The organism is Corynebacterium intestinale (assembly GCF_023574125.1).
Classification (GTDB): domain Bacteria; phylum Actinomycetota; class Actinomycetes; order Mycobacteriales; family Mycobacteriaceae; genus Corynebacterium; species Corynebacterium hesseae.
Genome location: NZ_JAMKFF010000002.1, coordinates 97797 through 121306, shown reverse-complemented (window position 1 = coordinate 121306; position 23510 = coordinate 97797). Strand labels below are relative to the sequence as shown.

Here is a 23510-nt window from a genome sequence, read left to right as displayed (position 1 = left end):
CAACGTTCCTTAAGGAGGTCTCGTCAGAAAGTTTCGTCGAGGTCTGAGAGGTCCGGTGCCTCCGGCCGACCAAACGGCGGCTGCGTAGTCGGTCCTTGGTTATCTCCCTGCACCGGCGATTTAAAGCCCATGTGGTCCATGTCATCCAGGTCGTCGAGTGAAAGATCCGCAGGATTCACAAAGGACGGGGCATTCGACGCCGCGTCGGGAATCAGGTACTTGAAGTCAGTGATCTTTCCGTACTGCACCACCGTCACAGAGCGCGAGAGCTGGCTGGTCAGCGCGGTCTGGCTGTCTACCTCGACGATGCGTGTGCGGGAGCCATCGATTTCGGTATATCCTTCAGCACCACCAGCGTTGGTCAGCGCGTTGGAGCTAAAGGCCTGGAGGGCTCCCTTTTCCTGGTTCATGCCGTCGAGGAACTCGGCGGTGCTCTGAACGCGGCTTCCGCCTTCCTCGCGGAAGGTGACGCGGCTGAGGTATTGCTGCAGGCTGCGGGTCATGCGCGGATCCGTGATGACCTTCTGCCATTCCTGCTGCTTGTGATCGCGGTCCTGCATGTAGGGGTGGTCAAGGCTGCGGGACAGTTTATCCAACGCAGTGCTGGAGCCGAGGCCGGCCATTCCCCACATCTCATTAAGCGCCACAGCCGAGTGGCCGGTGCGGTTGCGCTCAAAGGTGTCATTCATGTCATCGAGCAGTGACTTAAGCGAGCGGTGTGCCCACTCCGTTTGGAAAATATGGGAGCGGATTTCATCCGTCATGCGCACGGCATCGTCACGGTTGAGCACGGCCTGGGCAATGCGGGCGTTCTCCGGAAGACCCGACTGCGGCGTCCGCAGGTGATCGCTCGACGTTTCCTTACGCCCAAAGGGCGCGTAAATCGCGCGACCCAACAACGCCGACCAGCTCAGGAACTGGTTATAGGCGTTGGAGATGCGGGAGATCTCCGCAGAGGCCGTGGCCAGATTCTGCGCGGCGATCTCTTGGTTGCGGTTCAGCAGCTTTCGCCGCTGCACGTAGTCGAAGATCTCACGCTGTGCCTTGGTAAAGACCGCCCAAGAACACACGAGGAAAAGAAGGACAGCCACAATGATGCCCACGACGTACCACGGCCAGTCGAACCACTGAAGGTACTCACCCAGCGGCAAGTCCGGGTTATAGCGGCCGGCCACCATGTAGGTCATCAGGGCAAGCACCACGAAGAGGACGATCCACATCGTGCGCAGCTTCCGGGTCAGCGCTTTGTTCTCCGCGTTGAAGTCACGCGCTTGGAAGCTATTGGCCAACTCTTGCAGCTCGCGCGCCTTGGCGTGGGCGTCGCGGTACTTCTGCTGGGCGTGCCCCAGCTTCTCCCACAGGCCCTGGCCTACCTTCCACGCGAAGGTGGTGCTGTTCTTCGCTCGCCAGGAGGCAAACTCGTGCTTCTTGCGGCTGACCGCTTCATTGCGGGTCTGCTGACTGGTGTACTCGATGTCGGCGGCAAAACGCTCAGCGCCTACCGGATCGAAAGGCGCGACGGTTGCTTGGGACTCGTGCGTATAGCCCAACGTGCTGGTCATGAGTGGATGGAAGCCCTCAAAAGAAGCGCTGACATCCTGCACGGACTGGCCACTGTACTGCACGATGTACATGTTGCCCTGGTTATTGCGCAGGCCCTTGGTATCGATGCTGTCGCGCCAGGAACCGTCGACAAGCCCCAAGGCGTAGTCGTGGTAGGCCTCCCACGTGCGCGAGAGCTGCGGTTCCTGGCCCAAGGAAAAGTGCTGTTCCCGGGCGACTCGCATGGTGTGCTCACTGGCTTGACGCAGCTCGTCGACGCTCGTTGCGCCACTGCCCTTGCCGGAGTGCCCAGCCAAGACAACCTCCACGCTGGAGTCTTGGCCATAGAGCATCTTCTGCAGGAAGGTAGCGGCGTTCTTGTTCATCGCACCGCGCTGGCCCTCGACCCAATCCTGCGGCTTGCCCACCACAGTAGACCAGTACAGACGCAGATTATCCTTCAGCGCCGCCCAGCCGCTGACCTTGTGAGATTGCAGCTCCTCATAAGCGGTCGGAGCGCTCACCAACGGGGAAATCTCCTGGTTGATGAACATCTGGGCGCACTGATCCGTCAGCTGTTCCGGATTGGCGTAGTGCACGGCGCGCGAAATGTTATTGACCTGCGGTTGCGGCAAGCGCTGGCTGGGATCGAAGACGGCCTTCCTGACCTTGTCCTCGATATCACTGGCATCGATGGTGCGATGGAAGGCGCGCACGAGACGGAAGCGCTGCCGGTCACCTGTTTCGATGACGCGGTGAGTTTCTGGATCCAACACGGCCGGCTCGGGCATCCCGCGCCATAAACCAAAGATGCTGGCTACGGCCGGGGCTGCGAACTGGGCAAGCTCGAAGCCATCTGCGGTGCGCTTGATCGGGCGAATGCGCGAGGAGGCTGGGGTCCCGCCCTCTTCTGGGGAGAGCACGAGGTTGCTCCATCCCTGCAACGGAGCGATGTCCACACTCTCGCGCGGAAGGGCTGACAACAACAGGCGCACGCGCAGGTTGGAGGCCTGAATCAGGCGCTGGTCGACGGCCCCGACCCACTCCGTGAGCTTGTCGACGTCCTGCGGTTGTTCCGCATCCATCGGGTCAATGGTGGCGAGGAGGACGTCCCCGCTGAAGCTGCGGAGGGCCTCGTCGAGCGTCGACAAGCGCGCCGTGCCCTCCTCCGTAAAGGAGCGCACAACAGCTCCGCTCGTGGGGTGGGCATAGTCGATCCAGAGGAAGTCCTGCAGCAGGCCGACCGCACGCAAGTCACAAAGGCGGGAGCGGATGTCATCCGCGGTGGCGCCGTGTCCGAAAATAATTACGTTCGTCATTAGAAGGTGTCATCCAGGTCGTTGAGGTTGAATTCCGGAGCGAGGTCCTGGCCAAAGCCAGAATCGGAGCTGCGCACCTGCGGGGCAGGCTGGGCGACGGGGTTCTCCGCCACCGTCTTGGCCTGATTCAGGTAGTTGCGGATGACCGGGACCATCTCGATGACGTCTAGCGCCAAGTCACGGTAGTACGGCGTATGCGAGGCGACTTCGCGGGAGCGTATCTCCGCAAAGGGCTTTTCCTTACGACCCTGTCCCGGCAAGGAGTTGGTGTGGCCCGGCACAAAGTGGTCCGCACCGCGGGCGAACTTATCCAGCTCCTCCACGAAGGATTCATAGCGGTCTTGGATGGAGGTACCCATAACACCGCGGTTCGGGGCTTCACCGGAAGCCAAGAACTGCGCGAGGCGGTGAACCACCGGGTGCGTGGACGCACCGGAGTGGGCGAAGTCTAGGCCGTCGTCGAAAAGCCCGCGCAACAGCTGGTACGGGTAGAGCGAAGAGGCAAAACCATAGTGTCCGGTTTCCTGCACCTTCGCGTAGGCGATAAAGATGGACTCCAAAACCGAAGGCATCCAGTCAGACTTCTTGATCATGCGGCGCGGCGAGATAAGCAGCGGATCCGGGAAATCAACCCAACCATTCACGCCACCATCCGTGTCATCGAAGATGTGGGCCGCCGCATTGGCTGCATCGGCGTTGGAAATGTAGACGCGGCCGGTAATGCGTCCGATGATCCAGCCGGCCACCATGGCCTGGCGCTCCGTCTTCGTCAGTGGCAGGGCTGCTGGCAGCGGGCGGGTGCGGCGCTCCGACCACCAGGAACCGTCGAAATTGTCCTGCTTCTCGATGTCCTTGGCGATGTAGTTAAACATGGAGGAGAAGACGATCGGCGAGTAGTTGGGGTAGGAACCGAAGATCTCGATGTGCTGCACATGGTCCGACATGTTCAGCGAGTTGCGCAGAGCCACCGTGGAAGGCCCGTCAATCTCCGGGCGGCTGAGCACCGACTCCAGCTGGGAGGCGATGCCGGTCTCCGCAGAGCCCAGCTCCGCAAACGGGATATCGGAGAAGGAGTAGGTGTACTGCACGGACTTGCCGTGGATACGCTGAACCATGTCATCGTTGACGGCAGCCAAGGGGCGGGCATAGCTCAGCGCAAGCTGGAATGCCTCGACGAACCGGCGCTGACGCTGCGCGTGCTCGACCTCGTTGATATCCGGGGTAAGGGTGAGGTAGCGGCGCAGATCCACCGAGTTGAACTTCTGGAACTCATAATCACGGCGATTAATCCACTGGCGCGAGCGCTCCAGCAAATCAGTTGGGCGAATCTTGGCGCGGTAGTGCGCGCGCTGGGATTCGCGGGATTCACCGCTTTGCGGGTGGCGTGAGAGGTACTTGGACACCCAGCCAGCACGGTTGGAGTAAGCATCATTGGTGCGCTTCTGCGGGGCCAGGGTGTCATTCGGCGCCTGGGCCGCATCGAGTGATTCCCATTCACCGCGGATGACCGCACGAACCGCAAAAGGATAAGCCTGCTCGTAGTTGGTGACATCCGAGGTGGACTGCTGTCCCTGGATGGTACGCAGCATCTGGTCACGGTAGTCCGAGATGAAGCTGTTGACGTCGGTCAGCATGATTTCGTTCTCGGCGCCCTTGAAGCGGGTTTCCACGACCTCATCGAGCTCCGTCGGCCACGAGTTGACCTCGTCAGTGCGGACGTCAGCCAACTTGTTGGTCTCCGGGCGCTTCGACACGGCCTTCTCCAGCACCGCGTGGGCATCTCCCAGCTCGCGCTTGAGGTGGAAGAGGTTCTCATCGGCGTAGTCCTGCAGGACATCCTTGAGCAGGTGAGCGATAGCCATGAGGGCGTAGCTGTAGAACTGGTTGAAGTACAGGCCCATCAGAGCATTGACCGTAGGAGTCGGGTCCGTCATCTGGCCCTTGCCGGTCAACGGGCTGAGGATAGGGTCCGCGCCTTCTGGCTTCGCCAGCACGCGGGTGTTCTGGTAGTAGCCGGAGTATTCGGAGAGGCGCGGCAGGAGGCGGTCGGAGTTGGTGAGCACGTCCGTGATCTTGGAGAGCATCTCGCGTACATAGGGCACGCCCACCGCAGCGAGCTCTGACTCCACGGTGGCGAGGACACCATCGCTGAAGAAGTTGGCGTAGCGGTAAACAATGTCATAGGCGGCATTGTTCAGAACAGATGCGATGGCCTGTTCATTGCGAGGATCGGCCATGTTGCCCTCGAACTCTTCACGCCATTCGTTGACGTTACGGCCCTGGCCCACCGGAATGAAGTTCTGCAGGTGCTTCGCAGCACTATCCGCGGCCTGCTGGGCCTGGCCACCAAAGACGCTGTTGAGCCAATTCCACACGCTGCCGCTATCAATCTGGCCGCCTTGTGCCCAGGAAGGATCAAGCGTCATAGAGCTAAAAGCGTTAGGCAGCCGCTCTTCCAGCTTCTTAGCAATCTGCATCTCACCGGCCTCGGGGTTCTGCGGGTCGAGGTGCCCGTTGAAGAGGCGCTCGAAGGCGCTGCGGGCAAGACGCTGGGAAGAGTATTCGGCAAAGCGGTCGCGGCCCATCGAAACCTGGGCATAACCCAGCGAACCCCAGGGCAGGCGACCCCACGGCGTCCCGTCTGGGCGATCCCAGCCGAAGAAGCGGCGGCCGCCGTCACCGGCCGGAGTGTTAGTCAGCGCGTAGGACACGAGGTTATCGCTGGCCTTGGTGGAAGCCATCAACCCCGCCAACGCGCGGCCCAGGCCGCGATAGATGGACATGGCGGAACCATCGCCGAAACGAGCGCTGGTGGTACCCATCTTGGAACCGATGGGGAAAATACGGCCGAAGGTCTGCCCCTCCGGCGGGGTGCCCATGTCAAAGGCTTCAAAGATGGCGCGGTCATGCTCATAGGCATTACCCATTTGCGCGGCGACGACCTCACCGAACATAGCCAGCGAGTTCGGCCATGCACCGGCCATGTCATCCGCCTTGTTATCGGCGAAGATCTCCGGGGTGTACATGAAGATGAGGGTGCCTTGTGGGTTCACATTCGGGATGGTGGTGAGCACGCGGCACACGTCCAGGAACATCGAGGCGCCCGCGCCACCCGCCATGGAGGAGACAACGAGGACAACCGGCTGGGAATCACCGGTATCAGAATCCAGCTTGGTCTGTTTGTAGTTAAGGCGGTTGAGCTCCTGGATTGCCTCCTGTGTGAACATCTCATCCACCGCTTCCTTGAGCGACTGGCGGATCTTCTTGAGATTCGGCAGCGTCAGCATGCGGCCAATCGCGCGATACTGGCCGGCACCATCAGCCAGCTTCACGTCGTTGGTGGAGGGGTTACGGGTGGCCCACGTTGCAATCTCACCGAGCTTGCCAGCGCGCCCCAAGGTGCTGGACACGCCTTCGTCGAAGGAGTTGTAGTTCTGGCGGGCACCAATGCCTACGTAGTGACCACCGTTCTGGGTAACATTCGGCAGCTTCTGCGGTCCAGCCTCCTCTTCGAGCGGCACGTCGATGTTGACGAACTGCCATGCCTTGGGCAGCTCGGTCATGTCCGGGTCAATGCTTCGCAGCTCGGCCTTGAGCTGGTCCATCATGAACGCCAGTGTCTTGGCGCCGGAGCCACCGCAACCGACGACGAGGAACTTCTTCATCTTTAACTACCTTTCGAAGGGGTTCGCTTCTGTGCTGTTTATGGCTGTTGTGTACTGCTCTACCGGCTTAGCCCTGGGAGCCGAATCCCGGGCTTGGGGGCCAGCCGCCGTTGGTACCAGGGTTACCAGGATTACCCGGGCGCTGCTGGCCTGGTTGCCCAAAGCCAGAGTCCCCACCAAAGCCAGTGCCACCGCCAAACCCGGTGCCACCGCCAACATTTGGCGTTCCGCCGAAGCCGGGGCGTCCCGGCCCGTTCGCACGCCCTTGCTGGCCGTGAAGTGACGGGCCGGAAGGCTGGGACTGGCCGAATCCACCAGGTTGCGGAGCACCCTGCTGCGGTCCACGTTGCGGCGGCGGACCGCTCGGCGGCTGGGAGCCAGGCTGGTTCTGCTGGACCGGCTGCCCCGGTTGGCCGGACTGCGGCGGTGTCTGTGCCTTGTCGGGCTTCTCGGCTGGGAATTCGACTTGGTCAAAGAGTTGCAGGGCCTGGCGGCTGATCTCCTTCGACATCTCGTCATACGCGCTGGCCTGGGCCAGCGTATCGATGGTCATGACAATCTCACCGGAATCGCGGTCCTTCTCGTTGCCCACGAAGAACCACGTGTTCTGCACCGCAAGCGGCAGAACTGCCCGGCAGCCGGACTTCTTGTCCTTGCCGGAAATGGTGCCATCGCGCTGGACCTCCACGTGGGCGGCGGTAAACGGGCTCAGCCCCATCTTTACCTTGGCGTCATTGCTGCCCAAGCGAGCAGAGCGTCCGGTAGTCTCCACCGGAACAGCGCCCTGGAACTCTTCCTTGGACACCGCGAACGGGCGGCCATTGTCGGTGCGCACGAGGTTAGCGCCCTCGCGGCGTACCGGGATGGTCTTCGCAAACATTCGGGGCTTTTCCGGAATACGGCCGCTAACCCACTTCATGAGGTACAAGATGGCCAGCGGAATCAGCAGCGCAAGCAACACCGCGAGGACAAAGGAGAGGCCGAAAGCGGACTTGCTCAATGGCGCGGTCATGGAACCCTGCAGCGTCAGCGGCAGCTCCATTTGCTGGTTATCCTCAGCAGACTGCAGGTTGATCACCGGATCCACGCGCAGCGGGCCATCCGCCATCTCTTCAACGCTCAACGTCACCGGGATGGTCGCCTTTTCGTCCTTGGAGAGCTCCAGCGCGGAATCCTCCGAGTTGTGCTTGGAGCTCACCGCAACGGCAGGAACTCCCGAGGGCAGCATCCCGTCAGCGGAATCCACGGTCTGGTCTGCTACCCATACCTTGCCGGGGCCGGTCACCGGGACGTCGACAGTAACTTCTTTCTCCGTCATGGTGATCGTCTGCGCCGAGCCCACCGTCGGCATATTGACCGGGGTAACCGTCAGCGGCGTTTCCGCGTTGATGGGATCCAGCTTCGAACCTGGGCGCTCACCTGTGTCTTTAGTGGTGATTTCCACGCGGGTGACGAGCTGACCGGATGCCGCGTTTTCCACCTTCTCCAGCGGAATGTCTACTGGCTGCCCATCGGTGATGGGGGCATTGTCCACGAGGGTAACCGGAGAACCATCCTCCGGTATGAACTCCGCATGAAGGGTTCCCTGGCCCTCCAGCGCACGGGGCTCGCCGTGGCCATCGACCAACTGTCCCTTCAAAACCTGGTCAGAGTTGATGCCGCCTTCTACCTTGGCGCCATCTTCCGTCTTGAGGTCCAGGTTAAGGCCCGGCACCATGACAACGGATGCGAGGTACTCGCCTTCGGTCCCCTCAGCCACCTTGTAGCCAAAAGTCCACGCGCCTGCCCAGGAATCGCCGTCCTTTTCCATCGCGATATCAACCATGCCCGGCAGCTTGTTGTTCTCCGTCACGGAGACCTTCGCACCAGCGACGCTTGTGGTATCCGGCTTGAGTTCCACGGTTTCGCCATCGGGGCCCGTCAGAGTTGGGATGAGATCGTCCTCACCCACCGAGTTCTTCGGTACTGCTGACAAACGCACAGGGGATACGGAGTCATCGAGGACGAAATCAAACTGGTCTTTGAAGTTGCCGTCCTTGGTTACACCACCCGAGGTGGGGATGAGGTTACGGAAGGCCGCGAACAGTGCTGCCGGGTCCTCACCCGCGTCGAAGAATGCACCATTCGGCGCACCCTGGCCGCAGTCTTCCCCCTCCGCCATGCGGGTGAGCTGGCGGACCTGGTCCTGGGCTTCCGCCGCCGGAACGAGTCCCACGTTAAAGAGGCGGATATTGGAGTTACGGAAGGCGGTGACAGAGGAATTGACCTCACACAGCTTGTCCTGTGCACCCTGGAGATCGTTGGCCTCGGCGTCGGTGTAGTACTTGCCATCGGTAAAGAACACGATGCCGCGGCAGCTACTTCCTTGGTGAGACGCCAGTTCCTTTAACGCGCCTTTATAAGCCGCGCCGTAGTTGGTTTCGAGGTCCGCTACGCGGTCCTCCTTGCGGAACTTGTCCAACTCCCCCTGCAGGGCATCACCGTTTCCGGAGACATTGGTCCACCCGCCGTACTCAGCCGGATCGCTGTAATAGTCAGAACCAAAGCCGGCGAGTTTCACGTTGATGTCTGCGCCGTTATCTTCCCCGAGGTTAGCCAGCTGCTTGACGATGTCCCCCGTGGCATCAACGCGGAAGGCATCGGCGTCCGTCGGCTGAGAGCCTTCATAGCCCACCAACGACGCCGACTGGTCAAGAACAAAAAGCAGGTCCGCAGACTTCTCGCTGGCAATACAGGAGCCGAAATCGGACAGGTTCTTCTGCGAAACCTCAGAGAGCGAGGATTCGGAACCGATTCCCTCAGGGCGTTCTTCCGGCTGAGCTTCTGGGGCTTCAGGGGCCGCAGGGGCTTCCGGAGGCGGCGGAGCGTCCTGCGCTACCGCGCCTAAGCTGCCACCGAATCCAGCGATTGCCACCGCCGCGGATAGGGCAAGTGCACGAGTAAGTTTCTTCATTAGGCGCCAACCGCCTTTCCTACGTAGAAGGCGATTTCCACCGCAGCGACAATGACAAGGACAAAGCTTCCACCCATGATGACGCGGTAGAGCAAGGTTTGCGTCGTATCCTCAATGTAAAAGGTCTCAGCCTGACGCTGCGTGTTCTTCAGCGTGTACAAGCCCAAGAGGATGAAGGAGACGATTCCAGCCAAGAGCCATCCCCCGATTGCCAGGCCAAAGAAAAGGCCCTCCGTCGGAGCGGCAACCAGCGGCGCAAGAATCAACAGGATCAGCGCGATAACCGCGGATACGCCAGCGGCAATGAGCAGCGGCCACGGCCCCTTCGTTGGGCTCGTCGGTGTTGCCACCTGACGGCGGTAATCCGGCGCGGGCGAGGAATCACCGAAACCATCCGGCGAGCCCGGCGCGCCAAAGGAACCGCCCGCGCCCGAACCGGAGTTGAAACCCGGGGAGGGCTTCTGCGCAGGATTCTGGGAAGGATTCGGGGCGCCAAAACCACCGAAGCCCCCAGCCCCAGTGGGCGAGCCAAACCCGGAGCCAGAACCGTGCGTGGAACCTGCACCTGGCCGGTCAGCCCCGCGGGGCGGGCGCCCGCCAAACTGTGGTGAGGAGCCTGGGGAACCAAACGTCATATCGATGACCTTCCCTTGTACGAAGTTGGGCCACCGGCAAACCTGGTGCCTCCCGCATTAGAGACGCAGAAGGTAGAAGATCAGCCGGAAAGCTCTGAGGACTAGAAACCAAAGTAGCCGCACCCCCTGACACGACATGCCTGTCACTAGCCTCGGACTTCGAACGCCCCGAATCTCTTCGAGCGCGCACCGCGACACAATAGACAGTAAACGTTCAGGGAACACGAAAACACTGCAAGCAAAAGAATGCCATACTACGTGCATTTTTTCTGCCCGGTTTGCAGATCTTGATGGGCGAAGCGCTGGAACCACACCAAAGAAGCAACCTGTTCCGCTGCCTTTTCCCAAAGAACCGCCGGGCAAGGGAGTGCTCCCCGCGTGAACCGAATTAAACTCCCTATTTCTAGTTCCCCTAGTTTCGTGGAAAAATGCTGTGCCATGACAACTCAATCGGCAACCGCAACCACCACAAACGGTGGCGAGAGCATCCGATTCATCCCGGTACATTCCACTTTGTACCCGTGGCTGGTCTCGGTGTTCGTCGTTACCTTCCTCATCTCGAACATCAACGCCACGAAGGGCGTCCAACTCGGCCCACTCATCACCGATGGTGCCTTCTTCCTCTTCCCTCTCGCCTACATCGTGGGCGATGTCCTCTCCGAATGCTACGGCTTCAAATCCACCCGCCGCGCCGTTTATATCGGTTTTGCCATGGCTCTTTTGGCCGCGGTTTCCTTCTACATTGCGATTTGGCTGCCCGCGGCTGACTTCTACGAAGGCCAAGAAGCTTTCGAAGCAACCCTCGGCCTCGTGCCGCAGATTCTCGCCGCCTCCCTGGCCGGATACCTCGTGGGCCAGCTGCTCAATTCCTTCACCTTGGTGAAGATGAAGGCCCGCACCGGCGAAAAGGGCCTCATTGGCCGCCTTGTTGCTTCCACCGTCGTCGGCGAATTCGGCGATACTCTGCTGTTCTGCGCCATCGCAGCGCCCGTCATCGGCATCGATTCCTTCAGTGGCTTCCTGAACTACGTCATCGTGGGCTTCCTCTGGAAGACCGCCTGCGAGGTCATCATGCTTCCGCTGACCACGCTGGTTATCTCCTGGGTTAAGCGCCGCGAGGATTACGCACCTATCGCCGAGGCCGACACCCCTACGACAGCGCCGTCTAAGTAGCAGCGACCCGTCCCGAATTCCCCCTTGGCACGCACTGTGCTGAGGGGGTCTATTTCTCTCTTCCCTTCACCCAACTTGCGTAATACGATGCATTCACAAGAGCAAAGGAGAATAAATGGCTGCATGTGAAGGCCGTCCGAAATCTGCTTCAGCCCGTGCAGCACTTTTGGAACGGGTCGAAGACTACTACGACCTTCAGGAACTGCGCACAGCAATGGCAAAGGATTCTGGCGAGCGGTTTAATCTTGATGAGGTATTAAAGGACATCGACGATGCATAAGCATCTACGAACTCCCCGCCTCCCCGTCCTTGGCCTAGCCACGGCCCTAAGTCTTGTGGCGTGCTCGGGTACAGAGGAAGTCACCACGTCGTCCGCAACGACGAGCCACGCGGCACCGGAAACCACGACGGTGAGCAGTGAGGCGTCGCCAAGCGCAGCGCCCAGCACCACCCCTACCCCGCCGCCGCTCAACCAAGGCCCGTCACCCGCACTGACCGGTACGTTTGAGATGGAAGGCTCGGCCACCATCACGGGCGCGACCTATGACTCGATGCCCTTCGTCCTGCCCCTCAACCCCGCTGGGCCACAGGAGACCATGGTGCGCTGGGTACAAGACTGGGGTGAGTCACCCGCCACGGCAGAACAGGGCACCACCTACGTCTTGGGCCATGCCTGGGGCCAGCAGAAACTGGTGTTCAACCCCTTCTCCGAGGTGGTCACCGCCAACGTCGATCTGAGCAACCCCACCACCGTGGAGGGCCTCGACGGGGCGCAGGTACAGCGCTTTGCGACGCCCGTCCTCAACGGCTCCCACATCCGCATGACCTCTGAGGGTGGTGCGGGCCGCGAGTGGATTGTCGATAACGCTTTCCTGGTGGGCAAGGAACAGCTAGGAAGCGACGCGGACCTGATGAATACCGAGGTTCCCGGGCGCATCGTACTCATTGCCTGCGCTGTCGACGGCGCTACTGACTTGGAGTACAACGTCATCGTCACCGGTCACTTGGCGTAATAGCGCCCCAGGAATTCATCGCGGTAGGCCTCGTAATAGCCGCCGTCGATGGACGCCCGGATGTTATCCACCAGCCGAATCATGAACTCTAGGTTGTGGATCGTGCACAGCGTGCCTGCCAGGAATTCCTTGGCCTTGAGCAGATGGTGGAGGTAGGCGCGGGAGTAATTCTCCGAGACGTAGCCGCCAAATTCTTCATCCACGCCAGCAAAGTCGCGCTTGAAGCGCGCATTGGTGAGGTTCATGCGTCCATCGAGAGTGTAGACGCCACCGCGGCGCGCCAGGCGGGTCGGCGCCACGCAATCGAAGGTATCGGCACCAGCCTCAACGGCGGTAAAGATGTCATCCGGTTCAGAGATACCCAGCAGGTGCCGGGGCTTATCGACGGGCAGCTCATCGCACACCCAGCCCACAATCGTGCCGAGATTCTCCTTCTCCAACGCGCCACCGATGCCGAAGCCACCGAAGCCGCGCCGACCATTCGCCTCGGCGCAATCGGAAAGGTCCACCAGCCCGCGGGCTGCCTGGCGGCGCAGGTCCTCGTATTGCGCACCCTGCACCACTCCCCACAGGGACTGGCGCGGCTTCTGCGGGCCGCGGGCAAGCGTCAAGCGGTCGTGCTCATCCAGGCAGCGCTGCGCCCAGCGGCGCGTGCGCTCTACAGATTCCTCCTGGTAAGTGCGGGTATCAACGAGCGTGGTGAGCTCATCGAAGGCGAACATGATGTCCGCGCCCAAGCCATGCTGGATCTGCATGGAGACCTCCGGGGTAAAGCGGTGCGTGGAGCCGTCGATGATGGACTTAAAATCCACTCCATCCTCATCCACCTGCGCCATGCGCTCCTTCTTGGCCGCGCGGATATCGGAGTCCGTCAGGTCCGCCACGTCCATGGCCAAAACCTTCTTGAAACCCACGCCGAGGGACATGACCTGGAATCCGCCCGAGTCGGTGTACGTCGGCCCATGCCAGTTCTCGAAGGTAGCCACGCCTCCGGCCTCATCGACGATGTCGTGGCCCGGCTGCAGGTAGAGGTGGTAGGCGTTGGACAGGATGGCCTGGGCTCCAGTGAGGCGAATCTGCTCCGGGGTCAGCGTCTTCACCGTGGCCTTGGTGGCCACCGGGATGAAGGCTGGGGTCTGGATATCACCGTGCGGGGTATGGATAACACCGGTGCGGCCGTGCTTTCCCGGTTGTGCCGGACCGCTTAAGGTCAGCTCCTTCGTCACGTCGAAGGAAAGGTCGGTCTCAAGCTGCGGCTTAGGGTGAGTCATAGGGAACTATTCTACGGGCTGCGCTGCTTTATCTTCTGCTTCACGGGATGCTGCCGCGTGTTTGCGCTCCCATTCTTCCTCGAGCGCAGTGCCCTCGATATCCAGCTGCGGGATCAGCTTGTCCAGCCACTTCGGCATCCACCAGGTGGTATGCCCCATGAGGAACATGGTGGCGGGGACAAGCGACATGCGGACTAAAAAGGCGTCGAAAAGCACGCCCGCCGCCAGCGCGAAGCCGAAGATCTGGATGAAGGGCAGGGGCTGGCTGATAAAGGCCACGAAGACGGAAATCATGATGATGGCCGCGGCGGTGACCACGCGGGCACCGGCGGTAAAGCCGGCAATGGTGGCCTCATCATTGGCGTTGTACTTGCTGTACTTCCCACCGCTGCCCTGCGGGAAGCGGGAGAAGTGCTCGCGCATGCGAGTGACCAGGAAGACCTGATAGTCCATGGCTAGGCCAAAGGTCACGCCGATGAGGAAGATAGGCATGAAGGAAATCAGCGGGCCCGGCGCGGGCACCAGGCCGGTGAGGCCGTCCTGCCACACAAGCACGGTCAGGCCGAAGGCACCGCCGACGGAGAGCAGGAAGCCTAAGCCCGCCACCAGCGGGACCAAGATGGAGCGGAATACCGCCAAGAGCAGGAAGATAGCCAGGCCCACCACGATGGCGAGGTATGGCCCCATGGCCCCTTCAAGGCGCTCGGTGATATCGAGCTGCACCGCAGTCAGGCCCGTCATGCCGATCTCGGCACCGGTGGCATCCTCCAGCTCCGCGCTAGCGGTGCGCAGGGCTGAGGCGGTGCCAACCGTGGCCTCATCCGTCGGCGCGGTGGTGGGGCTGACCATGATCTGCGCTGCCTTCATATCCTTGCTCACGCCCACCAACTGGGCGTGCTTGACCCCACCCACTTGGTTCAGGCGCTGCACCGAGTACATGAAGGAGGAAAGAGCGGCCTTCTTCTGCTCATCCTCTTCGCCCTCTTGGCCCTGGATATAGGGCTGCAAAGCCGCGGAATCCGGGTTGGCGTTAGCGCCATCCACGATCACCAGGAAGGGGCCGTTGATACCGGGGCCAAAGCCCTCGGACAGCAGGTCCGCCGCCTTGCGCTGGGTGGTATCCGGGTTGGACGTGGTATCCGCCGGAAGTGCCAGTTCCATGTGCAGGACCGGGGCGGTTAACGCTCCAAGGCCGAGCACCACCAAGGCCATGACGATGCCCGGGACACGCTGCACCGTGCGCACCCAGCGGTTACCCATCGTTGGCTTCGTGCGGCGCGGGCGGCGCTTCGTGGGGTTGCCGGCCACGCCAGGGATGCGCCCAGCGAAGGCCTTATCACCGAGCAGCCCCAGCATCGCGGGCACCAAAGTCAACGCCACAAGCACGGCCATGAAGACCGTGCCCGCGGCCGCCAGGCCCATCGCCGTCAAGAAGCTAATACGCGCCACGAGCAGCGCAAAGAGCGCGATGAAGACCGTCGCACCGGCAAAGACCACGGAGGATCCCGCCGTGCCAACGGCCATGCCGGCGGCATCCGGCCCGTCCATGCGTGAGCGCTCCTGCCGGTAGCGCGACATAATGAACAGCGCATAGTCGATGCCCACGGCCAGGCCAATCATGACGGCCAACACCGGGGTGAGGTTGTTGAGCTCAATCCAGTGGGTGGCAATCATGACACCCATCGCGCCTAGGCCCACGCCCACGACCGCGGAGATAAGCGGCATGCCCGCGGAAGCCAAGGAACCGAAGGTAATAATGAGAACGATAAATGCCACGGCCAGGCCGATGACCTCAGAAATCGAGTTGACCTGGATTTCATCACCGAAGCCCGCGCCGCCGGCCTCTACTTCCAAACCCGCCGCACGGCCGATATCCATGGCCTCATGGACCACGTCTTTATCCGCGGGGTCTACCGAGTAGGGGCTTTCCGCATCGAAGTCGAAGGTGGTATAAGCAATGGTCTCATCGGCATTGACCATGGCCAGGTTATCGGCATCCGCTCGCGCGGTTTCCTCCGGCAAGCCCATAGAGGTGAATTGCTCGATGACCTGCTGCTGCAGTGCCGGCGATACCTCAAGCGGATTGCCCCAACGCTGTTGGCTGCCTTCCGGGATATCCAAGCCCTCAGCAATGTGGTGCACCACATCCTCGACGGCTTCCTTATTCTGCGGATCGCTGAGCTTCTGCCCTTCCGGGGCCTTGAAGACGAGGTTGACCGTCGGCGCATTGGCCGGGTTACCGTTTTCCGGGAAGAGCTCCACCGCGCGACGGGTGGCGTCAATTGCTGGCGTGCCACTGATGGAGTACTCCGTGGTCATCGGCTTCATCAAGCTCAAGGTCGCTCCGCCCGCGGCCGCCACGATGAAGATCCAGGCGATGATGACCTTCCATCGATTGATGTAAGACCAGCGGCCTAGGTGGTAGAGCAGCTTTGCCACGGAAATTCCCCTTCACATGCGCGATTATTGCTCGCGGAAGCTTTGGTGGTGGACACGAATGTGCACCAGTTTAACCAGTTGGGCTGTGAAGCCCTAACAGCATCACGCGCCCCAGCAAAGCACCACCGCGTGGCCGAGCGTTAAGCAATCTCCACTACGCCTGAGCTATATCTGCCGTACGCGACGAACGCGCCACAGGCAAGGACGACGCAACGGCTGCAACTACCAACGCAGCTGCCAAGGCAACCGCCGCAACACCAGGATGAGAAGAAAGTGCCGCGAAAAGAATCATTCCAAGCGGGGTGCCGGCGGTAAAGACCAGCTGATCCTTTGTAGCGAACTGGTGCACCAGACCATCATCCCCCAAAGACTGCCCGAGAGAATCCCACGCAATGCCTGCCGCAGTCATCAACAAGGACGCAGCAGCACCAACTGCGGCGATGAGCACGAAGACAGAAGAGAATGCCAAAGCCAGGATCTGCCCGGCCAGAAGAATCAGCACCAGAATTTGCAAGGTGCTAAAACGCACCCGATCTAATGCCTTCAGAATTGTTGCGGCTGAGCCAATCAGCGAACCGACCGCAAGAGCAGTTGCCATAAATCCCCATGACTTTTCGTCGAAAGTATTCATAATCCACGTCGGGCCAGCACTTCCTAGGAAGCCGTTGACAACTGCCGCGACCAGCCAGGTACCGAGCCCTACCCGCACCCAGCTCGGGAGTGTTGGGGACGCGAGAGGCTTGTTCGGACTCGATGAACCTGCGCTGTCCGGTTCTGGTTCAGCCGCTGCGCTATGAGAGCTTTCTCCTGCTGGTTCGCTACGTACTGAGAGAAACGGAAGAACAAAGAGCATGGCCACGAGGAAAGTGGCGCCGTCGATAAGCAATACCGTGTTGAAGCCCAAGGTCAGCACTGCCGCTGTACCAATGAGGGGACCGGCGATATACAGCACATCACCGAGCATCGACAGGGTTCCATTGACGCGGGTGCGCTGCTCATCGGAAAACAGCTGCGACAAGAGGCTAAACCTTGCTGGCCCAAAGAATGATGAGGCACAACCGTACACGCAGCTTGAGAGCGCGAACGCAGCAATGGAATCGCCGCGAGCAACCACCCACGCCACGAGCCCCCACTGCGCCAACATCCGAACGACATCACTACCCAGCATCCAGTTCACTGGCCGGTGAGGTGGCGGCAGCTTTCGGACCACCAAAGAACTAAGGAAGCGGCCCGCCCACAGTGCGATAAGCACCGCCGTCAAGCCGCGCCCCGACGGATCTACTCGGTGTGCCTGAAGCGCAAAGGCAATAGGGATGAGGCCGTCACCTAACCCGGAAACGACAGCGGCTGCGAAGACGAGCGAGAACGTAGATTTAAAAGAAAGATTATTCATCAACCTCAACATTTTATAGTGTTATACATCATAGAATTTAACTATAGAGAGTCAGGATACACCCCCCTGTCCAGTCAAAGTTTTAACCGCTGAAGTGCTCTAGGAGACCCCCATGTCTACTTTCGTCATTGTCGCCGTCGCGGCCATCCTTCTCATCGCCATCCCAGCGGGCATGATGAGCCGGCGGATACACAAGCGTACGGAAGACCACGACCCCGAGGCACGCCAAGCCGCGCTGGATTTCCAAAGAGATGTTGATAGAGGGCGAGCTGGCTTCTAAAACACAAAAGACCGGCACCCCAGAACTAAGAACTGGTGTGCCGGATGTGGCGGTGGCGGCGGGATTTGAACCCGCGGTTGGGGGTTACCCAACAATCGCTTTCGAGGCGATCACCTTCGGCCGCTCGGACACGCCACCGCGTTCCAGATTACGGGAGTCATCCCGAGCGACAAAATCGCTGCCCACGCCACGCGGCGGGACAGCGATTCAGCTATATAAAGGCGAGGAATTAGTCCTTGAGGTTACCGATGACCTCGTTGGCCTTATCCTTGACGCCCTCAACGGCGTCGGAAGCCTTCTGCTTGGCCTCAGAGGTGACCTGGTCGGCCTTGCCCTCGTTCTCCAGCTTCTCGTTGTCGCTTACGTTGCCAGCGGCTTCCTTAGCCTTGCCGACGAACTCGTCCTTCTTGTTCTCAAAATCACCCATGATTTTCTCCTTAATCTCTACTTCTCTCACGTGGACCACCCAGCCTACACGCGAATCGGAAGACGGTTCCGGGGCCACTAACCAGTTCAAGGGTTAAGCGTCGCTGCTACGAAGACCCCCGAAGAAGCCCGTGAGCAGCTCCGCGCACTCCTCCTCCAGCACACCGCCGCGTACCTCGGGAACGTGGAGGGCGCCGGGGGCGCGCAATACTTCCACCAGCGAGCCGCACGCCCCCGTCTTCGGTTCAAAGGCACCAAAGACCACCGAGGACACCCGGGAAGCCTGGATCGCGCCCGCGCACATCGCGCAAGGCTCCAAGGTGACAACCAGCTCGCAGCCCTCCAGCCGCCAGCCATCGCCATGCACGCGCACAGCCTGGCGGATGGCTTCGACCTCTGCGTGTGCGGTGGGGTCATTCAGCTGCTCGCGGCGGTTAACGCCGGTGGCGAGTTCGTTGCCGGAGGCGTCGTAAAGCACGGCACCCACCGGGATATCCCCCGCCGGCGTGGTGCGCGCGACCTCCAGGGCGCGGCGCATGCGGGCCTCCGCGCGCGCCAGCCCCTCCGCTGGTTTAAGAATCATCCGAGTCGAGGCCGTCGATGAAATCCTCTAGCTCATCGCCAAAGCCCAGCTCGCCGGCGATGCGCAGGAGCATGTCGGAAGGCCAGTCCTCATCGTTATCGATGATGTAGCCCAACTGGTTCTCATCGAGGCCGAGGTCAGCGAAGATATCGAAATCGCCGTCACCGTAGGGGTCGGCGTCCTCCCACTCGTCCTCGTCCAAATCCGGGATATCGATATCGCGCAGGTCCAGGAAATCCGCGGCGAAGTCGTCTTCGGAGGCGTAGGTGGCGTCGGAAAGCAGCATGCGCACATCCCCCGGAACCGGGCGCACGACGACGAAATAGTCATCCTCCACGCACAGCAGCGCGAATGCCGCCCCCTCGGAACGCAGGTTGCGCACCGCTTCGATGGAGGTGTTGACGTCGGTGAAGTCATCCTTGAAAGGGCGAATCACCCAGCCGCCCTCGGCACTGGCGACGGTGATGGCAAAGGACAGATCGTCGTGGCTCATACCTCGTCAGATTAGTCGGGTTGTGCCACAATTGTCACCGTGAGTTCTCAAGATGTTCAACGCCCCGTCTGCATTATCGGCCTCGGTCTCATTGGAGGTTCCCTCCTGCGTGACCTAGCTGCTGCACGCCATTCCGTGTACGGCTACAACCACTCCACCTCTGGTGCCCGAACGGCCATTAAGCAGGGCTACGACGTCACCGATGATCTGCCGGCCATCCTGCACCGGGCCGAGGAAGACAACGCGCTTATCGTCGTCGCGGTGCCCATGGATGCGGTTGCCTCGGTCCTCGATTCCATTCAGGAACACGCCCCGAGCTGCGGTTTGACGGACGTGGTCTCGGTCAAGACCGAGGTGCGCCAGCTCATTGTGCAGCGCAACATGGAGTCGCGCTATGTGGGCGGCCACCCCATGGCCGGGACCTCCAAGTCCGGCTGGGAGAACTCCCACACCGGGCTGTTCAACCGCGCTGCCTGGGTTATCACCTATGACTATGCCGCCGAGTGCGAGGCGCGCGGCGAGCGCATCCCCGCCGAGTGGGAGAACATTTTTGCGGACGTGGTCCGCATGACCCAGATGGTTCACGCGGAGGCGGTTCCGGTGCGCGTGGCTAACCACGATGCCGCGGTCGCCCGCATCTCGCACCTGCCGCACGTGTTGGCGGAGACCCTCGCGGTGGTCGGCGATAATGGCGGCATCCTGGCGCAGTCCCTGGCGGCTGGCTCCTTCAAGGACGGCACCCGCGTGGCGGGTACTCGCCCGGACCTGGTGCGCCAGATGTGCGAGACCAACTCGACTGCGCTGGTCCAGGCCCTCGACGAAGCCCTTGAGTTGCTGCAGGATGCGCGCGAATCGCTGGCCTCGGATAAGCCTTCCATCGCCGCGCTTGCCGACGCTGGCTTCCGCGCCCGCACCCGCATCGAAGCCCGATCCGGTGCTCGAAAGGAATCGGTCTCCCCGGTGAAGATCTCTTCCCGCCCGGTCTTGCGCATGCACCCGGGTGCGCCGAACTGGGTGGCGCAGCTGCGCCAGACCGAGTCTTTGGGCGGACGCATCGAGATTTTCTAACCCGTTGGCGAGCTTCCAGCCCTGACCTTCTGCTCTAGCAGGCGGTTCTCAACGGGTTCCCCTCACCTGGTTCCAGTCAAAAGGTTTGTTTGCCCCCAAACGAACCTTCTACCTGGTTAAAGATGGTTTACTTGCCCCCAGAGGAACCTTTTGACTAGGGACTTCTGAGTGAAGCCTTTTGCGTGCTGCTGGGCATGGGTCAGTTTTCAAAAGGCATCTTGCAGATGGCGTCTGTCAAAAGGCGTCTTCTCGCCTGAAAACGCCTTTTGGGGCGTGCAGATGGCGTTTTGGGCCCCAAAGATGCCTTCTAGCGGATGCCTTTTCTGGGGCGCCATTTGGTGACGGTTTGTGGGGTGCCATCTAGCGACCGACCGTGGGGAGCGTGCGTGGCGGCGTCGGGCGGCGTAGAGCGGTGGCAAAGGGGGAGGTGGGACGCTTAGTCACGGAAGGTGTCGTCGCGGCGCTTGCGGGCTTGGGACTCATCGCGTGTGATGCCGAGCAGCGGGTAACCCGCTAGGCCCACCACGAGGCCTACCGGCAACAACCACAGCATGCCGGAGGCCAACCACAAGACCACGCCGAGGATGGCACCGGCAATCAGACACGGAACGAGTTTCTCCTTCACGGAGATACAGCCTAGTTGGTCCGCTTCCCAGCACCAGACTTGCGACTAATCACCCGCGAGAAGATGGCTATCGCGATGAGGCCCACTACCGCAGCAATTCCTGCTGGCCACGCGACGGGCGCGCTGACTTGCATCGTTGCCGGCGGTTTCGGGGAATTCTCGGCGGTGAGGACGCCGTCAGTATCGCGGCCGCTGGTGACGTCCTCGATCCAGTCGCGGACCTCAACCACGGATGTAATCGCCGCGGTTGGGGAAGGCAGATCCGGATCCGCATTAGACGTTCCGGCCGTAGCTACGCCCACGAGGCGGCCGTTGACGAAGAACGGCCCGCCCGAGTCGCCGCCCTGCATGCCCTCACCATTAAGGGACTTCACGTCCATGATGGCAGCGGCAATCATAGGGCCCACTCCCCCAAGCTCACCGGCCGGAATGCTTTCCGCGCCGTCGGGTCCAACAGCGATCTCTGGCATGTCGCCACCCTTCATCACCTGGGGTGCATCGGACGAACCAGGGGCGGGAGCGACCATTCCACCGGGAGCAGGCACTGCCATGTCACCAGGAGCCATGGCCCCGGAATCACCCGGAGCCACCGGTGTCATCTTCTGGCCAGATTCATCTGGGCTTGCCGGCGGGGTGCCGCCGGATAGCAGTTCGCCTACTTCCATCTCGGCCATCGGCAACTGGCCTTTGCGGGCCATTCGGGAGCTGCTGCTCCAGCCATAGAAGTGGCCTTTGTCGCCGGCGGTGGGAACCGCATCCGCGAGCTTGGCGGGCTTGATGCCCTCGACGGGTTCGGTCAGGTGCATAAGGCCGGCGTCGATAGTCGGTGAAACCGCCCAGGAGTCCACGTCATACACGCGGGTGTTTTTGCCCTGGCCAAAGCGTGCTTGCGAGCCCTCGTTGTTGACGGATTCGAGGCAGTGGCGGGCGGTCAGCACCCACTGCTCAGCCACCAGCGTGCCGGTGCAATCGCCGAAGTTTCCGATCTTGCCCATGCGCAGCGCAGCCACGGCAGCGCTTTCCTCCGAGTGAGGTGCGGGCTGGGCGAATTCCAAGGCCATGGCCGGCGCAGCGCCTAGCCCCACGACCAGAGAGCTGGCCACGACAGCAGTTATCTTTCGTGCCACCATTACGCGGCCACCTCCTTGATTGCCCAGGCCACGACCCTCTCGGCCGGGCCCTTTCCAACGAACTTCTTCCACAGCGCGCTCAGCAGCAGGAACGCGAGCACAAAGCCCAGTGCCGCCATGGTGTTGTGTAGGGAGACGTGTGCCTGCCAGTAGCGAGCGGTGAGAATGTGCAGGATATAGATGGTCAACGACATCGAGCCCAATGCCGCGAAGGGGAAGGTCAAGCGCGGCAGGTGACGGCCAATGATCAGGCACAGGTGCAGCACCACCGCGGTGACCGCCACGGAGAGAAGGATTTCACCAAGCACGCCCGTGTGGCCCGTAAAACGCAGCCAGCCAGGGATATCCGGGTTGAAGCGCTGCCACAGGCCGATGCCGGTAACGACGACAGCCACCGCGGTCGTGACGATCTGGGTGCGGGTGGGGCGGGTGAGGTAGACGTCGTAAAGCAGCATGCCTGCCACCATGTACGCCAGGAACGCCACGAGGGGGTAGACCTGCGGGAGGGTGTAGGGCGCGTAGAGCACCGTGGCGCCCGCGGTGGCCAGCACGAAGAGCAGGACCTTCCAGACGGTGGCCAGCGGCGGCACCCAGGCGGTGAGAGCCATGGCCGCGCCCATCACGACGAGGACGACCTGAATCTCGCCGCCGACGGGCAACAGCGCCACGCCGATGAGCATGACAATCAGGCCGCGGGCGACCAGCTTGAGGAAGACTCGCAGCGAGTAGTCGCGGGCAAGAATCATCATCGTGGTACCTGCAATGATGGCAAAGCCCGCCGCCGGCAGCCCGGAGAGCACCACTTTGGCGCTCCACACCAGGTTGGCCATGTGCAGAATAATCATCCCGATGATGGCCAAGGAACGAGCAATATCGAGGCCCACTATTCGGGCACGCGCTGACACCTATTCATCTCCTTGCAGTTGAAAACGTTTAAAGACCGACCAGTGGCTCTGGCCGGTCTTCTTATTTGTGTTCGTTTTCAGCTCTGCATTTCACCCAGCACTGCGTGATATGCGTCTCAGCGGCTAAGGATGATGGCCTTTCCATCCCGCACGAGGTAGATGCGCTCAGGGGTTAAGGAGGCGTTACGATCCACCTTGATCGAGGTGGGTTCGGACAGGAATACCTCGAAGGGCAAATCAATATCGCCGCCAGCGCACGCCATCTCCGTGAGCATATTCAGCTTCACAGCACCATCCACGAGGGTGAAGTTCCCACTATTGCACGGAAGGCTAATCGTCTGGTCTTGAAAATCTAGAGAGAAATCCTTCGGGCTAACTTCAGACTTCCACTCGGACGTCTTAATGGACTCCAGCTGCTCAGCATTCGCGGTTGCTAAATCTACCGGAACGCTGGTGATGACGCCTGATGTGGCAGCACGCAGCCCCAAAATCTCTGAGCTTCCCGCCAACCCTGAGGAACCCAAACCTGAGAACAGGGAAGAGATAAAGAGGAGGATGGCGGCGAGAATAGATTTGATCATAACGACAAGAGTAGCA

General features: G+C 61.1%; 19 protein-coding genes and 1 tRNA gene. 5 read left to right on the top strand and 15 right to left on the bottom strand.

Annotated elements, in window-relative coordinates; all coding sequences use genetic code 11:
- Positions 1–23: 23 nt before the first annotated feature.
- The 4 genes from M5J06_RS03565 to M5J06_RS03550 form a co-directional block, all read right to left on the bottom strand.
- Entirely contained in the window at positions 24–2861 is a 2838-nt protein-coding gene (locus tag M5J06_RS03565; RefSeq protein ID WP_250223988.1) for a hypothetical protein, read from the bottom strand.
- The gene (locus M5J06_RS03560) at positions 2861–6526 is read right to left on the bottom strand and encodes a tubulin-like doman-containing protein (RefSeq protein WP_070564242.1); all 3666 of its coding nucleotides are present in this window, start codon (positions 6524–6526) and stop codon (positions 2861–2863) included. Before M5J06_RS03560 ends, M5J06_RS03565 begins: the two co-directional genes overlap by 1 nt.
- Positions 6527–6593: 67 nt before the next feature.
- Positions 6594–9479 carry a VWA domain-containing protein gene (locus M5J06_RS03555; RefSeq protein ID WP_250223987.1) on the bottom strand — a complete coding sequence of 962 codons (2886 nt, stop codon included), beginning with the start codon at positions 9477–9479 and terminating at the stop codon, positions 6594–6596.
- The gene (locus M5J06_RS03550) at positions 9479–10114 is read right to left on the bottom strand and encodes a hypothetical protein (RefSeq protein WP_250223986.1); all 636 of its coding nucleotides are present in this window, start codon (positions 10112–10114) and stop codon (positions 9479–9481) included. Before M5J06_RS03550 ends, M5J06_RS03555 begins: the two co-directional genes overlap by 1 nt.
- Before the next feature lie 438 nt (positions 10115–10552).
- Between M5J06_RS03550 and M5J06_RS03545 the strand changes: the two genes are divergently transcribed.
- The 3 genes from M5J06_RS03545 (at position 10553) to M5J06_RS03535 (ending at position 12300) form a co-directional block, all read left to right on the top strand.
- Positions 10553–11287 (top strand): queuosine precursor transporter, encoded by a 735-nt coding sequence (locus M5J06_RS03545; RefSeq protein ID WP_070564234.1) that lies wholly within the window; start codon positions 10553–10555, stop codon positions 11285–11287.
- A gap of 115 nt (positions 11288–11402) precedes the next feature.
- Positions 11403–11567 (top strand): DUF6290 family protein, encoded by a 165-nt coding sequence (locus M5J06_RS03540; RefSeq protein ID WP_250223985.1) that lies wholly within the window; start codon positions 11403–11405, stop codon positions 11565–11567.
- A complete protein-coding gene (locus M5J06_RS03535) occupies positions 11560–12300 on the top strand; it encodes a sortase family protein (protein WP_154737196.1) in 741 nt (246 codons plus the stop codon). The genes M5J06_RS03540 and M5J06_RS03535 overlap by 8 nt, the downstream gene beginning before the upstream one ends.
- Here the strand turns inward: M5J06_RS03535 and tgt are convergent.
- The 3 genes from tgt to M5J06_RS03520 form a co-directional block, all read right to left on the bottom strand.
- Positions 12288–13571 (bottom strand): tRNA guanosine(34) transglycosylase Tgt, encoded by a 1284-nt coding sequence (gene tgt, locus M5J06_RS03530; protein ID WP_250223984.1) that lies wholly within the window; start codon positions 13569–13571, stop codon positions 12288–12290. The two genes, M5J06_RS03535 and tgt, sit on opposite strands and share 13 nt — an antisense overlap.
- A 6-nt stretch (positions 13572–13577) precedes the next feature.
- Positions 13578–16010, bottom strand: coding sequence for an MMPL family transporter (locus tag M5J06_RS03525; protein WP_250223983.1), 2433 nt, complete (start codon positions 16008–16010; stop codon positions 13578–13580).
- 154 nt (positions 16011–16164) lie between these two features.
- Positions 16165–17403 (bottom strand): MFS transporter, encoded by a 1239-nt coding sequence (locus M5J06_RS03520; protein WP_250223982.1) that lies wholly within the window; start codon positions 17401–17403, stop codon positions 16165–16167.
- Between the two features lie 112 nt (positions 17404–17515).
- Between M5J06_RS03520 and M5J06_RS03515 the strand changes: the two genes are divergently transcribed.
- A complete protein-coding gene (locus M5J06_RS03515) occupies positions 17516–17683 on the top strand; it encodes a hypothetical protein (RefSeq protein ID WP_010188407.1) in 168 nt (55 codons plus the stop codon).
- 47 nt (positions 17684–17730) lie between these two features.
- Here the strand turns inward: M5J06_RS03515 and M5J06_RS03510 are convergent.
- The 4 genes from M5J06_RS03510 to M5J06_RS03495 all read right to left on the bottom strand — a co-directional run bounded on the left by M5J06_RS03510 (position 17731) and on the right by M5J06_RS03495 (position 19185).
- Positions 17731–17821, bottom strand: a tRNA-Ser gene (locus tag M5J06_RS03510).
- 91 nt (positions 17822–17912) lie between these two features.
- Positions 17913–18110 carry a CsbD family protein gene (locus M5J06_RS03505; RefSeq protein WP_010188406.1) on the bottom strand — a complete coding sequence of 66 codons (198 nt, stop codon included), beginning with the start codon at positions 18108–18110 and terminating at the stop codon, positions 17913–17915.
- A 93-nt stretch (positions 18111–18203) separates the two neighbouring features.
- Positions 18204–18647, bottom strand: a complete 444-nt coding sequence (locus M5J06_RS03500; protein ID WP_193628955.1) for a nucleoside deaminase — start codon at positions 18645–18647, stop codon at positions 18204–18206.
- 34 nt (positions 18648–18681) lie between these two features.
- A complete protein-coding gene (locus tag M5J06_RS03495) occupies positions 18682–19185 on the bottom strand; it encodes a tRNA adenosine deaminase-associated protein (RefSeq protein ID WP_143334453.1) in 504 nt (167 codons plus the stop codon).
- A gap of 39 nt (positions 19186–19224) precedes the next feature.
- On the opposite strand from M5J06_RS03495, the gene M5J06_RS03490 reads away from it, so the two are divergent.
- On the top strand, positions 19225–20253 hold the full coding sequence (locus M5J06_RS03490) for a prephenate dehydrogenase (RefSeq protein WP_193633831.1): 1029 nt from the start codon (positions 19225–19227) through the stop codon (positions 20251–20253).
- A gap of 436 nt (positions 20254–20689) precedes the next feature.
- Here the strand turns inward: M5J06_RS03490 and M5J06_RS03485 are convergent, their stop codons facing one another.
- From M5J06_RS03485 to M5J06_RS03470, 4 genes are all read right to left on the bottom strand, one after another.
- Entirely contained in the window at positions 20690–20878 is a 189-nt protein-coding gene (locus M5J06_RS03485; RefSeq protein ID WP_070533857.1) for a hypothetical protein, read from the bottom strand.
- A gap of 11 nt (positions 20879–20889) precedes the next feature.
- Positions 20890–22008, bottom strand: coding sequence for a trypsin-like serine protease (locus tag M5J06_RS03480; protein ID WP_250223981.1), 1119 nt, complete (start codon positions 22006–22008; stop codon positions 20890–20892).
- A complete protein-coding gene (locus tag M5J06_RS03475) occupies positions 22008–22913 on the bottom strand; it encodes a DUF418 domain-containing protein (RefSeq protein ID WP_250223980.1) in 906 nt (301 codons plus the stop codon). Before M5J06_RS03475 ends, M5J06_RS03480 begins: the two co-directional genes overlap by 1 nt.
- Positions 22914–23029: 116 nt before the next feature.
- Positions 23030–23494, bottom strand: a complete 465-nt coding sequence (locus M5J06_RS03470) for a hypothetical protein (RefSeq protein WP_239248750.1) — start codon at positions 23492–23494, stop codon at positions 23030–23032.
- Between the last annotated feature and the right edge of the window lie 16 nt (positions 23495–23510).

What these genes read in the sequence shown, in the direction of transcription:
- M5J06_RS03545 (WP_070564234.1), top strand. Translation starts at nt 10,553, where the DNA reads ATGACAACTCAATCGGCAACCGCAACCACCACAAACGGTGGCGAGAGC.
- M5J06_RS03565 (WP_250223988.1), bottom strand. Translation starts at nt 2,861, where the DNA reads ATGACGAACGTAATTATTTTCGGACACGGCGCCACCGCGGATGACATC.
- M5J06_RS03555 (WP_250223987.1), bottom strand. Translation starts at nt 9,479, where the DNA reads ATGAAGAAACTTACTCGTGCACTTGCCCTATCCGCGGCGGTGGCAATC.
- M5J06_RS03470 (WP_239248750.1), bottom strand. Translation starts at nt 23,494, where the DNA reads ATGATCAAATCTATTCTCGCCGCCATCCTCCTCTTTATCTCTTCCCTG.
- M5J06_RS03540 (WP_250223985.1), top strand. Translation starts at nt 11,403, where the DNA reads ATGGCTGCATGTGAAGGCCGTCCGAAATCTGCTTCAGCCCGTGCAGCA.
- M5J06_RS03520 (WP_250223982.1), bottom strand. Translation starts at nt 17,403, where the DNA reads ATGAATAATCTTTCTTTTAAATCTACGTTCTCGCTCGTCTTCGCAGCC.
- M5J06_RS03515 (WP_010188407.1), top strand. Translation starts at nt 17,516, where the DNA reads ATGTCTACTTTCGTCATTGTCGCCGTCGCGGCCATCCTTCTCATCGCC.
- M5J06_RS03560 (WP_070564242.1), bottom strand. Translation starts at nt 6,526, where the DNA reads ATGAAGAAGTTCCTCGTCGTCGGTTGCGGTGGCTCCGGCGCCAAGACA.
- M5J06_RS03505 (WP_010188406.1), bottom strand. Translation starts at nt 18,110, where the DNA reads ATGGGTGATTTTGAGAACAAGAAGGACGAGTTCGTCGGCAAGGCTAAG.
- M5J06_RS03550 (WP_250223986.1), bottom strand. Translation starts at nt 10,114, where the DNA reads ATGACGTTTGGTTCCCCAGGCTCCTCACCACAGTTTGGCGGGCGCCCG.
- M5J06_RS03500 (WP_193628955.1), bottom strand. Translation starts at nt 18,647, where the DNA reads ATGCGCCGCGCCCTGGAGGTCGCGCGCACCACGCCGGCGGGGGATATC.
- M5J06_RS03535 (WP_154737196.1), top strand. Translation starts at nt 11,560, where the DNA reads ATGCATAAGCATCTACGAACTCCCCGCCTCCCCGTCCTTGGCCTAGCC.
- M5J06_RS03495 (WP_143334453.1), bottom strand. Translation starts at nt 19,185, where the DNA reads ATGAGCCACGACGATCTGTCCTTTGCCATCACCGTCGCCAGTGCCGAG.
- tgt (WP_250223984.1), bottom strand. Translation starts at nt 13,571, where the DNA reads ATGACTCACCCTAAGCCGCAGCTTGAGACCGACCTTTCCTTCGACGTG.
- M5J06_RS03480 (WP_250223981.1), bottom strand. Translation starts at nt 22,008, where the DNA reads ATGGTGGCACGAAAGATAACTGCTGTCGTGGCCAGCTCTCTGGTCGTG.